The following is a 13,947-nucleotide window of genomic DNA, read 5'->3' on the forward strand; positions in this document are numbered from 1 at the left end:
GACTCCCCAAAACAGGCCTCCGGTTCAATAACATCTGAATCCTGTCCCGGACCCTGTTTCAGCGCCCAAATGCTGCTAAATACCGTGGGTGTCCTGCCGACGTGAAAACGCGTTTGCCTGGCCGAATTACCGTGGCATTTTCCCGAATTACCGCTTCCCGGGGGGTCCGACCCATCTTTCAGGTCAGGGGTCTCCGACGGAGAACCGGAACCTGAAGAGGGTATCTCTCCCGGCATCCCTAATTTACCCACTCTCCGACGGTGAAAGGGGGTTTATATACCCTATACGGAAGATCTGACTTTCAGGAGGAGGGTACCGGATCGCCCCCCTCTTGCGCCACCAGGGTCGAAGAACCTGATGGTTCTTATTCTGTCTCATCTCTGATGAGATTCGACATCCCCGCTGGGGGATGCTGAGGGTCTTCAGACCCGAAGCAGGAGAAGAACGCGAAGCGTTCTTCGACTTCGGGGCGCAGTGCGATGTCCCTATATTACCTTTACAGAAATTTATACAGAAAATTCTCCACAATATGTGGTAATACAGAACTATCACAACTGGGGGATGCCCACGCAGCGGGGGCAGAGCCCCCAAGAGTGTCCAGACTTTTTCTTCTTCCGGATACGAAAAAGATCCGAAAAAAATATACGGTTTACGAAATTTCGCACGGCCCGGAAAAATTTTTCAAAAAATTATGGAATGCTGAACGGGCATTCAGTCTTTCAATCCCGCGACTTTCTTCCGGTCCTTTTCCCGGTACCCTTCCAGCAAGACGGTCGCAATATTTTTCACCGGCTTGTCCGTATGGCCCATGATGTGGAACTCGCAGAACGGGCAGGACGTGATCACAATCTCTGCGCCGGTCTTCCTGATCTCCTCGCCCCGTCGCCTGCCGAGCGCCGCCGCCTCATCCGGATTGCCGGCCCGGACGCCCCCGCCGCTCCCGCAGCAGATGGACGGCATCTCCACAAGATCAACAACCTGCCGGATCAGCTCGCGGGGCTGGTCGCGGATGCCCTGCCCCCGCATCAGGTGGCACGGGTCATGGTACGTTGCTTTTACCCGAAGCCGTGCCGGTGGTTCGATACCGTACTGCGTGAGGAGCTCGTTGATGTCGATGACTTTGAACGGTGTTGTATAATCTTTCTTGAGCGTAGTACCGCAGCCGGCGCACATGGTGAGTACGGTGTCGATACCCCGCGACCGGAAGGTCTCAATGTTCCGCTGTTTGAGCGTATCCACGTACGAGAGCTGCCCGGTCCGGATGAGCGGCGAGCCGCAGCAGACCTGCTCCTTGGGGATGATAACGCGAATGCCATTGCGCTGCAGGACTTCCATCGCGTCGAGTGCAGACTGCTGCTGCCGGAGGTTGTACATACACCCGATAAAGAACCCGACCGTTGCCTTTACCGGCCCGTACGGCTCAATAACATCGCTTACCTTTTCGAGGAACGATTCCGAGGTGCGGGGAATGCTCCTTCCGGTCTCCTGGACAAGGGCCGCGACCTCTTTGTGACGGGGCAGGGTGAGCCCACGCTTGTTCGCGTGCGCCCGGAGTTTCTCGATTGCCTTGCCCGGGATTTCGATCTTCTTCGGGCAGACCTTCCAGCAGGCCTGGCACGTAGTGCAGGTGAAGAGGCCGTCCCGTACCGCATCTGTGATGCGGTCGCCGCTGTCCCGCGGATCGAGCACGAGCCGCATCTCCTGCCGCATCGCGGTCGGTCCGAGAAACTTCGTCACGTCCACGGCGGGACAGACCGAGACGCAGGCCAGGCATTCGATGCAGTCCTTTAACGGTTTTATCGCGTCGATATCGGCCTTCTTCGGGAGGATGGTCTCTTTTTTCGGCATGAGGGAGGCGATCTGTTCGAGCCTCGGTATCAGATCGGTAACGAGATCTTTTTTCACGGCAAGGTTCAGGGGCTGGATCGTGATCCCGTCCCGTGCCTCCTCCATGCAGGCAAGGACCGGCTCACCGTTCACCCGCACCGCACAGCTCCCGCACTGGCCCGAAGCACAGGAGTAGCGGTACGAGAGCGTCGGGTCGAGCTCGTCGTGGATTGCATGGAGCACGTTGAGCACGCGTGCCCCATCGTTGACGTTCACGGTGTAGGTCTCGAACCGGGGCTCCCTCTCCGTATCCGGATCGAACCGGGATACCCTGACCGTGAGCTCCTTCATATCTGCACCTCCCTCATCTCGATGCCCCCGCGGGACTGGGAGATGAACGTGTGGCCATAGGGCGAATGCTCCGCGTCGTGTGTCTGTATGATATCAGTACGCATGTGTGCCCCACGGGATTCCGTGCGGCGCAGGGCGCCCCGGCAGATGAGCGAAGCGGTCAGGCACATGTTCTGCACGATGCAGCACTCCGCAAGGTTCCGGGCTGATGCAGCCCGGAGCTGCACGGCCGACAACCGCATTGTTGTCGCCAGCGTCTTCTCAAGATCTCCCGCGTTCCGGAATATGCCTGCACCCCGCCACATGGCCAGCTGGAGTTCTTTCCTGACCTGGGCCGGGTTCGTATTTCCGCTCAGAAACCCGTCGAGCCGCTTCTGTTGTGCATCGATCTGGCGCTGGTCTACCCTCTTCTGACGCGTTCCTGATTTTCCCGCTGCCTCCCCTGCACGCTTCCCGAAGACCTGCGTTTCGGCAAGGGCATTGCCACCGAGCCGGTTGGCGCCCTGTACTCCTCCGGAGACCTCGCCGCAGGCAAAGAGGCCGGGCTGTGTAGTCCGGCAATTAGGTGTGATACGGAGGCCGCCCATGATGTGGTGGGCCGTGGGAGCAACTTCCATAGGGGTGGTGCGGATATCGACGCCGAACTTCAGGAACTGTTCGAGCATCACCGGCAGCTGCGTCTCTATCTGCTCGCGGGAAAGGTGGGTCACATCAAGGTAAACCCCCCCGTGTGCCGTCCCTCTCCCCTGTATAATCTCGGTGGCGATCGCCCGGGCAACGACATCCCGGGTGGAGAGTTCCATCCGGGCGGGATCGTAATTCTTCATGAACCGCTCGCCCTTCAAATTTTTGAGGATTCCGCCTTCGCCCCGGACCGCTTCGGTCACGAGTCTCCCACGGGCATCGTAGGGGAAGACCGCGCCGGTCGGGTGGAACTGGACCATCTCCATATCGATCAATTCAGCGCCGGCACGGTACCCGATTGCGTACCCGTCACCGGTACCGCTGGACGAGTTTGTGGAAATATCGTAGACTTTCGTACCCCCGCCTGTCGCGAGGATCGTGCTGTCCGCTTTCAGGATGACAAGGCTGCCTTTCTCATCCAGCGCCATTGCCCCGATGACTGCATCCCTGTCTTTCAGCAGGTCGATAACCGTGAACTCCTGCAGGGTCGTGACCTTCGTTGCATCGAGCTGCTCGACAAGAGTCGTCATCATCTCGTGGCCGGTGCGGTCGCCGGCATAACATGTCCGGGGGAATCGCTGGCCACCGAACGGGCGCTGGGCAACTTCATCCTTATCCGTGAAGTCAAATACCGCACCCCACTTTACAAGGTCTCCCATGCGCAGCGGGGATTCCCTGACGAGAATGTTCACCAGCGCCGGATCGTTGAGGTATGCCCCGCCTTTAAGCGTATCCTCGAAATGGATCGCGCACGAGTCCTGTTCCCTCAGGACCGCATTGTACCCGCCCTCCGCCATCGGGGTGCACCCGCCTTTACCCACGATGGTTTTTGAGATGAGGATCGTGTCGCCATATTGCGACGCCTCAATGGCAGCGCGGACACCCGCACCTCCGCTCCCGATCACCAGCACGTGGCAGTCCACAACCTCATCTGTAAGCATCTTATTATTTTGTGGATCGTATAGTTACATAAATAAATGGCACGCCCAGAGTGAGAGAAAGAATGAGATTGTTGATGAAATTCGGTGGGACATCCGTTGCAGATGCCCGGTGTATCCAGCGTGTTGTCGATATCCTCGAGAAACACCACAAAGCAGGAGACGAACTCGCCGTTGTTGTATCGGCACAGCGTGGCGTGACTGACCAGTTCATCGCGATCGCTGCCGCTCTCCCGACCGCCAATGACAACACTGCCATTGCACCGCTGATCCAAGCGCTCAGCAAGCGTCATATCACCACGCTCGAAGGGGCAGCACCCGATTATGTGCCAGAAGTCGGGGCGGAGATGGAAGAGCAGCTCATACGGCTCCAGAACATCCTCTTTGCGATCTACAACCTGCGGGAACTCACTCCCCGCTCGAAAGATTACATCATCTCGTTCGGCGAGCGGCTTCTCGCCCCGATCCTTTCCGCAGCGCTGCGCCAGCGGGGCATCGCCTCGACCGTGATGGACGGATGCGAGGCCGGTATCCTCACCACTGCCCAGCACGGGGAGTCTACCTCTCTCCCGGACAGCGATGAGCGGATTAAGCGCCGTATCGGCCCCCTGCTCGGGAAAGAGGTCCCGGTGATCATGGGGTTCATGGGCTGCACCCGCGAGGGGGTCCTGACCACGCTCGGCCGGAGCGGCTCGGACTACTCCGCTTCCATCATCGGCGCCGGTATCGATGCGGACGAGATCTGGATCTGGACCGATGTCGATGGGATCATGACCTGCGACCCCCGGGTGATCAACGATGCCCGGGTGATGCCATCGCTCTCGTATCTCGAGGTGATGGAACTCTCGTATTTCGGTGCGAAGGTGATGCACCCCCGCTCGATCGAGCCAGCGATGAGGAAAAATATCCTCGTCAGGGTGAAGAATACCTTCAATCCATCCCACCCGGGCACGGTGATCGTGCGCAACGGCAAACGGGACCACCGCGTGGTAAAGGCCCTCACCTACATCGATAAGGTGGCCGCGATCAACATCAATGGTGCCCAGATGATCGGGAGGCCCGGCGTGGCAAAAGCGATCTTCACGATCCTTGCCGATAATGAGGTGAACGTGATGATGATCTCGCAGGGCTCCTCTGAAGCGAACATCTCGCTGATTGTCGACGAGTCCCACGTGTCGGCCGCGGTAAAAGCCCTCACTGAGCTGATGAAACAGGGTGTGGTCCGCGAAGTGAGCCACAACCACGACGTCTGTGCAGTCGCAGTGGTCGGGGCTGGCATGGCAGGGGAGCCCGGGACCGGCGGGAGAATATTCACGGCATTGGGCAAAGCCGGCATCAACGTGATGATGATCTCGCAGGGCTCGAGCGAGGCGAATATCTCGTTTGTCGTCAGTCAGAACGATGGTCCGCGTGCGGTCCGCGTGCTCCATGACGAGTTCCGGCTCTCGGAGGAAAGCGATGAGTAAGAATGCTTACGCGGAAGCCGGTGTGGACATCGATCTCGAATCCATGGCGATCAAGGCCCTGATCAAAAACCTGGATTACAAGCGGAAGGGCAAGGCAACGATGATGGGAAGCGTCGGGCACTTCGCCGGCCTGATCGATTTCGGTGAGATGGCACTCGCCCTGACCACGGACGGCGTGGGGACGAAGATGCTCGTTGCCGACCAACAGGGAGACTGGAGCACGGTCGGTATCGACTGCATCGCGATGAATGTGAATGACCTCTACGTGATGAACGTGGAACCTGTCGCATTTGTTGACTACATCGCGACCGATAAGCTCTCGATTGAGAAGATGGCCCAGATCGGGATCGGTCTCAACGAGGGGGCGAAGCAGGCGAATATCGATATCGTGGGCGGGGAGACCGCGTCCCTCAAGGGCCTCGTGAACGGCCTTGACCTTGCCGGCACCTGCCTCGGTATGCAGAAGAAGGATAAGATCATTGCGGGCGAAAGGATAAAACCGGGTGACAAGATTATCGGTGTCCTCTCGACCGGTGTCCACAGTAACGGCCTCTCCCTTGCCCGCCGCATAGTGGAGAAGTATGCCGGCTATGGCAAGAAGTTCAAAGGGAAAAAGACATTCGGCGAGGAGCTCCTCACCCCGACCCGGATCTACCACGAGAGTCTGAAGGTCACGGCATCCTGCACGGTGCACGGCATGTGCCATATTACCGGTGGGGGCCTGCTCAATTTCAACCGGCTCAGCAAGTACGGGTTCCGGTTTGATACACCCATCACTCCACCAGATATTTTCTCGTGGATCCAAAAGGCGGGTGATATCTCTCTGGTCGAGATGTACCGCACCTTCAACATGGGCATGGGTTATGCCTATATTGTGCCGAAGGGCAGCGTTGCCTGCGTGCTGAAGATGGTGAAGGAGGCGCAGGTTGTCGGGGAAGTGGTGAAGGAGCCCGGGGCGTTTCTGGGCGAATTGGAAATTACCTGATCCCCGCAGTTACCTGAAATTAAACCGATTTTTTTCTGCCGTGCTCTTCACAGCCCCATCGGCAACTATGTAAGCCGATCTGGGTGTTCCCCGGGATCAGAAAGCGGGCACGATAATCCACAACCCATATAATATTCATAAACTCCTGTTTAATGGATGAACTATGGCTGATGTTACAAAAAAGCCTGAATCACCGGGCAAATCTGGCTGGAGTACCGGTACCAAGGTGCTCGTCGGAATCGTGGTGCTGATCGTTGTCATTGCCACGCTTGCTGTTGTCACGCTGACCATTGCCGTTCTTGGCACCAATGTCGGCACCGAATTCCCGTACACCACCAACTACCGCGTCACCCTGCCGGATGGCGAGCCGATTACCATCGGGAGCAGCCACATCCTCGTCACCTCGTACAACAACGAACTGATCGCCGACGTGGACGGGACAAAAGAGAAACTGGTCGTAGGCCAGCAGCGCGTCACCAGCCCCCGGCACGCACAGGTCACTGTTATCGGTATGCCGGTCATTGACACCGATTTCCAGATCACCCTCACCTACCTGGGATCGACCGGCAGCACCGCGAATTTCGACATGAGCGTGAAGACGTCGACACAGGTCCCGGAACTCGTGATCAGGCGCCTGATCCCCCCGGCAATGAACGCCCTGCCGGCATAAACTGGAATAATGGTGTAAATTTTTTTACACCGCGTATTTTTCACTGCCAGATGATATTCCCGATCTCCGGGACGAAGAACATGGATGTGGGAGAGTTGTGAGCTGGAACTCCGCTCATGGCAGTCCCTGCACGTGAACATCCGGATCCATCATCGTTGACGATTCAGTCTTTTCTCTCTTGCCCCGACGCCTTCTCATCAGCGGCGGGCTGCCGGAGCACGTTGAACACGATGGATGCAACGGCAACCATCGAAATGCCGATGATTGCATAGACGACAAGGCTGAAATTCTCCTTGACGATGGGCAGGCCGCCAAAGAAAAAGCCTGCGAGCGTGAACGCAAGGATCCAGAGGGATGCACCGATCACGTTATAGGTAAGGAACCACCGGTAACGCATCTTCCCGACACCGGCAAGGAACGGCGCGAAGGTCCGGATAAAGGGGATAAACCGCGCGATCACGATGGTGATACCGCCATATTTGTTGAAATACGCCCGGGTCCTGTCGAGGTGTTCGGTTTTGACAAAACTGTGCTTCCGTTCAAGGACTTTCATCCCGATCGTATGCCCGATCCAGTAATTCACGGTGTCTCCGAGGATTGCGGCGGCAAGGAGGGTGATAACAAGGATCTCCACATTGAGGTAACCGGCCCCTGCAAGTGTGCCGGCGACGAACAACATCGAGTCGCCGGGGAGGTAGGGCAGGATGACGAACCCTGTCTCGCAGAAGATTACTGCAAACAGGATCAGGTAGGTCCAGAACCCATAGTTCCCAATGATCCCGGGAAGGTACTTGTCAATGTGGAGCACGAGGTCGATGAGGATAAACGGTACATCCATTTCCGGGTACCTTGTTTCCGGAATACCATAAACCAATCTTCCGGCCCCTCTCCGGCACACACACTTCCCGGCACCGCACGTGCGGTCCGGATACGGGCGTCCTGCCCGGGTGCTGTCAATAACTGCTATTTATATACGAGGACAATAAGGAATAAAGGTGAATGCATGAAAAACGTTAATGAACCAACCTATTCCTTTGTCATTCTTACGTTCATCCTTATTATCATCGACACCCTCCTCGCGTGGATCTCGGTACAGATCCCCCCGACTATTGCTGGCGGTGTCGTATCCAGGTTCTATATCGCCGTCGCGTTCATGATCCTCTTTACGCTCTGGTTTGGTGCCTACGGTGCGATCGCGGCATATGCCGGGACCCTTGTCGGCTCAGGGCTCCTTGCCTCGGATACGCTCGCCCACCACCCGGAGATCGCCATCATCTGGGCGATTGCCGGTCTCCTGCAGGTCCTCATCCCGCTGGTGGCGGTCCAGAGTTTCGGTGTGAACTTGTCCATGGAGAGTCCGCGGGACTTTACCTACGTGCTCCTCTTCTGTGTGATTATCAACAATCTCATCGGTGCCGCCTGGGCCACGTGGACGCTCTCGCTCGCCGATGCCAATGCCGCCGCGAGTATGGGATCGGTCTTTTCCACCTGGTTTATCGGTAATGCGATTGTCTGCATTCTGATCGTTCCTCTCGCGCTGAAGATCTTCACGCCAAAGGTCCAGAAAAACCGGCTGTTTGTAAAAAATTACTGGGATTAACCCCTTTTTTCCCGTGCCTTGGCGTATCATCAGGTATACCAGGAATGGTCCTGTACCGCACATCTTTTATACCGCCCGGCAGGCATCATTAGTGTAGTGGTAGAGATGAAGATCATTGGGATCAACGCGAGCCCGAAAGGGGAGAAGAGCCAGACCCGCCGCCTCGTCATGGGCGTTCTCGAAGGCGCCCGGCAAGCGGGAGCCGATATAACGTTCGTGGATGTCTGCGGCCTTGACATTCATTACTGCACCGCATGCGGCACCTGTTATGCGAAGGGAGAATGCATTCACGATGACGACTACCCGGCACTGCTTGAGAAGATGCTGGACGCGGACGGGATCGTCCTCGGTTCGCCGAATTATATCAACCAGGTCACCGCCCAGCTCAAGACAATGCTCGACAGGATGGCGGACGTGGTCCATTGCCAGGCACTCTCCGGTAAGTACGGGTGTGCGGTCTGTACTGCAGGCGGCGCGTACGCGGACGAGGTCGCGGATTACATGAATATGGCCCTCTTGCACTTTGGTGCGACAACGGTTGGCAAGGTGGCGGTGGTCGTGGGGGCGGATCCGAACGCGATCGTCGTCGGCGAGAAGCAGGCAAAGGAGCTGGGCAGAAAACTGGAGGAATCGATCAGGACGAAATGGAAGGATCCTTCCCAGGAGAAGATCCACGCTGAGCGAAAAGAAAATTTCAAGCGCCTCGTCTCGTTCAACAAGGGCATCTGGAAACACGAGTACGATTACTGGAAGGACCTCGGGGAACTCTAAGGAGACCCTTACGGGTTATACCCGCACTTTTTTTGCATCGAACGCCGGGATCCTGCACGGAACTCTGCTGGCTTATTACCCCCGTTCCGGTATCCCCTCGATTAGCGGGGAGAGAAAAACGTAGAGTTGCAAAGCGAGCGATGCGACGATCTGGGTGTATCCCGGCAGGTCAGATCCTGCCCAGGATGAAAAACGGACGGGAAAAATTATTCGGACTGCTTCCTCTCGATCCTGCACAGCGAGGAGCAATCCTCGCACGCCTCGCTGCAGGGTTCGACATGGATGGAGATGCTTGTCCTTGGAAATTCAAGCAGGATATCCGATTCGAGATGATCGGCAAGGTCATGGGCCTCCTCAACCGTGGTGTCCTTTGCCACCACGAGATGCAGGTCGACAAACCGGTCGGGCCCTGACCGCCGGGTCCGCAGTGCATGGAAATTCGCAAAATCCGTGGCATGGTCGCAGAGGATCTTTTTGATCCGGGCCTCCTCCTCGTCAGAGAGACGGTGGTCGGTGAGCTCGCCAAACGAACGCACCGTCAGTTCGTACGCCGCATGCATGATCATCATGGCAACACCGAACGCGAAGAGCTGGTCGAGGATCAGGATGCCGGTGAGCTTGATCAGGATGAGTCCGGCCATGATCCCAAGGGAGGTGTAGACATCAGTGCGCAGGTGCCAGGCATCGCTCTCGAGCGCGATGGACTCCGTCTCCTTTGCCACCTTCATCAGACGCCCCGAGACGAAAAAATTTATGAGCGCCGAGATGCCCATGACGGCAATACCGATCCCGAGCAGGTCCTCGTTGAGCGCTGCCTCCCCGTGGATCAGTTTCATGACGGCCTCGTACATGATAAGGACGGCCGCACCGAAAATGAGGAGTGCCTCAAAGAAGCCGGACATGTCCTCGAATTTGCCGTGCCCGAAGGTATGGTCCTTGTCCGGGGGTTCGTTCGCCTTCTTTATCGATATATATGCGATGATCGCGGCGAGAAGGTCAATGCCCGAGTGGGCCGCCTCTGAGATGATCGCGAGCGAGCCGACAGCAAACCCGATGGCGAGTTTCATAACGACGAGGGAGATATTGGAGAGAACCGAAAGCCGCGCCGTACTTCGTTTGGCTTCGGCTGCAGACTGTACCTGCATCTTCTTCGTGCGTGAGAAAAGCCCGAGCATGATTTCTGTGCATTCTATTGGGCTGACCGGAAAAAAAGGTTATGTGGTATCTATCCGGGAAAATATGCGGTCCGTTCACAGGGTGCTTAAAAAAATATGGAAGATGCGGACGGGTTATGCCGCAGTCCGCTTCTTGATCATCTCGAGGGCTTCGAAGGCCTCTTTCCGGACCGTGACATTATCGTCAGAGAGCAGGCTGGTCAGATGGTCGACCGCCTTCTGATCGCCAATCTCGCCAAGCAGGAGGGCGGCCCGCTTCCGGACATCGCTCTGGTCGTCTTTTAAGACCATGATCAGCGGCGTCGTGGCCGGCTGGCCGAGCATCCAGAGGGCTTCCATGGCGCCGGTCCTCATACGGCCGTCCCCTTCGCGGAAGACCTGCATGAGCGGGGCGATGGCGGGAACGCCGAGGGCTGCAAGGGCCCTGACGGATTCGATCCGCACGGAGCGCTCGGGATCATTGAGGCACTCGATGATCTTCGGGATGGCCCGTGAATTCCCGATCTGCCCGAGCACCTCAGCTGCACCCCTGCGAATGCCCGGGTTCTGGTCACCGAGGGCGGCGATCAGGGCATCGATGGCCGGCTCCCCGATCGTTACAAGTGCAAACGATGCCCGGCGGCAGACGTCCTCGTTCTGGTCAACCAGTGCCCGGATCAGCGGGTCGATGGATGGTTGCCCGAGAGAGCAGAGGGTCGCCATTGCGGCTGTCCGCACCTTCTCCTGAGGGTCGCTGAGGCTCTCGATCAGCGGACTGACGCCACGGGGGTCACCGACGCGTCCGAAGGCCACCGCTGCCTCGTGCCGTACTCCGGCATCCGCGTCCTTCAGGGCTTCGGCAAGAACCGGGATTGCCCGTACCTCACTCATGATGCCGAGTGCCTCCACGGCACCCCGCCGGATGAGCGGGTGGCCGTGCTTTGTAGCCTGGACAAGAGTGGCGACTGAAGGCTCTCCAATCAGCTGGAGCGCCCGAACCGTCTCCTGCCGGACATCCTCACCGGGTTCGTCCAGTGCACCGATCAGGGGATGGACCGCTGGGGCACCGATCTTGCCGAGGGTATCAGCAGATCCCCGCCGGATAATCCAGTATTCATCCTTTAACCCACGGATCAGCGGTTCGATAAACGGCTCGCCAAGGTCGCCGACGGATCGTACGGCAGCCCAGCGGGCATCGAGGTCTCCCTCGGTAAGTGCCCTGAGGAAGTTATCATAGCGCTCCTTCTGTGCCTGGAGGCGTGCCTCCTCCTCCTCGCCTTTCCCTGACTTGAACAGGTTGAGGAATTTTTGGATAATACTCATATAACTTCTCCGAACGAATATTAGTATAAAATCATTCAAATAGGTATCGGATGGCGTGTTCGGGTTTTTATTTTCATTGCGCTGATTATTAGCCGAATATTGGAGGACGTTTTCCATTAAAAAAACATTTTATTCCATGAACCGGAAAGAATAAAGGGAATTTTTTAATGCCGATACAGGATTATTTCCAGCGGGTAGTGTCGTCAGCTGTTTAAGACAGAGGAGTTGACGATCCGGAATTAGTTAAGACTGAGAAACCTGACGATGCGGATGCGGTTCTTTGCGCATCGTTGATATATATTGTATACGCTCCCGCCGGCGTCGAATAGGATGTTACATATTTGTACGTCCAGGTATTGTCGGCATTAATTGACTGCGTCCCAAGGTTTATACCATTGGTAAATTGTCCAGGACCGTACAGGGTCAGGATGACGTTTTGTGCACCGGTTGTGCATATCCCAGAGAATGTTATGGTATCGCCAACTGTGTAGGTAGACCTGCTCGTTGTGACGGCAAGCTGACCGCCGCCAACGACATTAAACCCTGCCCTCACCGACGTTGTCTTTTGAACGTCGCTTGCAACTATGCTATAGGTACCGGACATGACTGAAGACCCCGGATTCCAGGTATATTGCCAGACACCATCTGCACCGACATTTGTCTGGTAAAGGTTAACCCCGTCAGTATATTTGCCCGGTCCGTAGAGGACCAGCAGCACGTTCTGGCCCGGAGTACCTGTGCCCGAAAATGTCTGCGTATTGCCAATAGTCATAATGTCCTTCTCAACCTTCAGGGTAAGTGTCAGGGGTGAGGAAGGTGCTAGGGTGGTGGCCATAGTGCCAATCACCGAAGTATTGCCTGCCTGAGGCAACAATGCGGCAAATACATTATTTGGACCGGATGACACCACCATGTCTGTTGACCAGCTCTCATATCCGGTATACCTGAATTCAATCGAATGGGTGCCGGGTTCGATATCCGTTACAGTACTTGGTGCGGTTCCCCGGAACTGGGAGTCAAGATAAATCTGGGCGCCTGGAGGCGAGGACGTAAACTGGATGGTCCCTTTCTCCGGGACTTTTTCAGAAACACAGCCTGCAAGTAAGACAAAAAAAATTATCGGCAAAATGATAATTTTCCGGAACATTGTGGGATTCTACCTCTTACGATAACCGTTATTGCCTAGCGATATATAGATTTGCAAACCGGGTTGATCACAACCGGGCAATTGCATCCCGGATTCTGATTTTGCGAACGGCAGGGGAGATTTCAGCAGGTCGCGATCAGCCGCAGGACTTCCTGTGCCAGCGCGATGCTTTTCTCCTCGTCCACCATCAGGGTATCGAACCGCACCGAGGGGCTCACTTCCACGGGATCGCGGACGTCCTGGACGAACAGGTCCGCCAGGCCCTTGTAACAGTTGAAGGTCCCGATCGAGTTCGGCTCAAACCCGGCTGCCTGCATGAGGGCCGCTGCCGGGCCGCTCACCGGGGCATTGCCGATGAACGGGCTGACAGCGATCACCCTCTTGTCCCTGAGCGCTGCCTTCATTCCCTCGCAGGAAAGGATGGGCAGGATGCTTGTGATCGGGTTGGAGGGTCCGATCACGACGGCATCGCTCGCTTCGATGGCCTCGAGCGCTTCCGGTGTTGCCACGGGGGGTTCGTTGAAACTCCTGATCACCTTCTGGATCTCGATCCTGCCTTTTGCCCGGACCCAGTACTCCTGGAAGTGGATGAGGCCGAGGTCCGTCTGCACCTGCGTCGTGACTTCCGTATCGGTCATGGGCAGGACGTTCTCGCGGACCCCGAACCGCTCGCACAGGATCTTGGTCACGTTGGTCAGCCGCATCCCGTTGCGCATCATCTCGCCGCGGGCGATATGCACGGCCCGGTCCTTGTCACCAATCGCGATGAACTCATCGATACCCAGCCGTGTGATCTCCTCATGGGTGGTGAAGGTGTCGCTCCGGATTCCCCACCAGGTATCGGTATTGAGCATGCCGGCGAACAGGTACATCACTGTATCGACATCCGGGGAGATATGGTTGCCCGATATCCAGATGTCCTCGGCCGTATTGACAATCACCGAGATCTCGTGCCGGTCCATCACTTTCTGCATGCCCCGCAGGAGTTTCGGCGTGCCGGTCCCACCCGACAGGAAGGTAATCATTACTCA

General features: G+C 56.9%; 12 protein-coding genes. 5 read left to right on the forward strand and 7 right to left on the reverse strand.

Annotated elements, in window-relative coordinates:
- Window positions 1-711 precede the first annotated feature (711 nt).
- Both tfrB and tfrA read right to left on the reverse strand, forming a co-directional pair.
- On the reverse strand, window positions 712-2,178 hold the full coding sequence (gene tfrB, locus ABSG49_RS01500; protein ID WP_424024327.1) for a fumarate reductase (CoM/CoB) subunit TfrB: 1,467 nt from the start codon (window positions 2,176-2,178) through the stop codon (window positions 712-714).
- A complete protein-coding gene (tfrA, locus tag ABSG49_RS01505; protein WP_424024328.1) occupies window positions 2,175-3,803 on the reverse strand; it encodes a fumarate reductase (CoM/CoB) subunit TfrA in 1,629 nt (542 codons plus the stop codon). Before tfrA ends, tfrB begins: the two co-directional genes overlap by 4 nt.
- Before the next feature lie 74 nt (window positions 3,804-3,877).
- On the opposite strand from tfrA, the gene ABSG49_RS01510 reads away from it, so the two are divergent.
- The 3 genes from ABSG49_RS01510 to ABSG49_RS01520 all read left to right on the forward strand — a co-directional run bounded on the left by ABSG49_RS01510 (window position 3,878) and on the right by ABSG49_RS01520 (window position 6,921).
- Window positions 3,878-5,266 carry an aspartate kinase gene (locus tag ABSG49_RS01510; protein WP_424024329.1) on the forward strand — a complete coding sequence of 463 codons (1,389 nt, stop codon included), beginning with the start codon at window positions 3,878-3,880 and terminating at the stop codon, window positions 5,264-5,266.
- Window positions 5,259-6,251: a phosphoribosylformylglycinamidine cyclo-ligase gene (gene purM, locus ABSG49_RS01515; RefSeq protein WP_424024330.1), complete on the forward strand. Its 993-nt coding sequence runs from the start codon at window positions 5,259-5,261 to the stop codon at window positions 6,249-6,251. The genes ABSG49_RS01510 and purM overlap by 8 nt, the downstream gene beginning before the upstream one ends.
- A gap of 163 nt (window positions 6,252-6,414) precedes the next feature.
- Window positions 6,415-6,921, forward strand: a complete 507-nt coding sequence (locus ABSG49_RS01520) for a hypothetical protein (protein WP_424024331.1) — start codon at window positions 6,415-6,417, stop codon at window positions 6,919-6,921.
- 163 nt (window positions 6,922-7,084) lie between these two features.
- On the opposite strand, the gene ABSG49_RS01525 is transcribed toward ABSG49_RS01520, so the two are convergent.
- On the reverse strand, window positions 7,085-7,759 hold the full coding sequence (locus ABSG49_RS01525) for a VTT domain-containing protein (RefSeq protein ID WP_424024332.1): 675 nt from the start codon (window positions 7,757-7,759) through the stop codon (window positions 7,085-7,087).
- A gap of 165 nt (window positions 7,760-7,924) precedes the next feature.
- Between ABSG49_RS01525 and ABSG49_RS01530 the strand changes: the two genes are divergently transcribed.
- Both ABSG49_RS01530 and ABSG49_RS01535 read left to right on the forward strand, forming a co-directional pair.
- Entirely contained in the window at window positions 7,925-8,521 is a 597-nt protein-coding gene (locus tag ABSG49_RS01530) for a hypothetical protein (protein ID WP_424024333.1), read from the forward strand.
- A gap of 105 nt (window positions 8,522-8,626) precedes the next feature.
- Window positions 8,627-9,292, forward strand: a complete 666-nt coding sequence (locus tag ABSG49_RS01535; RefSeq protein WP_424024606.1) for a flavodoxin family protein — start codon at window positions 8,627-8,629, stop codon at window positions 9,290-9,292.
- 206 nt (window positions 9,293-9,498) lie between these two features.
- On the opposite strand, the gene ABSG49_RS01540 is transcribed toward ABSG49_RS01535, so the two are convergent.
- From ABSG49_RS01540 to cofD, 4 genes are all read right to left on the reverse strand, one after another.
- A complete protein-coding gene (locus tag ABSG49_RS01540) occupies window positions 9,499-10,467 on the reverse strand; it encodes a cation diffusion facilitator family transporter (protein ID WP_424024334.1) in 969 nt (322 codons plus the stop codon).
- 114 nt (window positions 10,468-10,581) lie between these two features.
- Window positions 10,582-11,769, reverse strand: coding sequence for a HEAT repeat domain-containing protein (locus tag ABSG49_RS01545; RefSeq protein ID WP_424024335.1), 1,188 nt, complete (start codon window positions 11,767-11,769; stop codon window positions 10,582-10,584).
- 211 nt (window positions 11,770-11,980) lie between these two features.
- On the reverse strand, window positions 11,981-12,895 hold the full coding sequence (locus ABSG49_RS01550) for a PEGA domain-containing protein (protein ID WP_424024336.1): 915 nt from the start codon (window positions 12,893-12,895) through the stop codon (window positions 11,981-11,983).
- A gap of 143 nt (window positions 12,896-13,038) precedes the next feature.
- The gene (gene cofD / locus ABSG49_RS01555) at window positions 13,039-13,941 is read right to left on the reverse strand and encodes a 2-phospho-L-lactate transferase (RefSeq protein WP_424024337.1); all 903 of its coding nucleotides are present in this window, start codon (window positions 13,939-13,941) and stop codon (window positions 13,039-13,041) included.
- Window positions 13,942-13,947 lie beyond the last annotated feature (6 nt).

It is taken from the genome of Methanoregula sp., assembly GCF_049510175.1.
Lineage (GTDB): Archaea > Halobacteriota > Methanomicrobia > Methanomicrobiales > Methanospirillaceae > Methanoregula.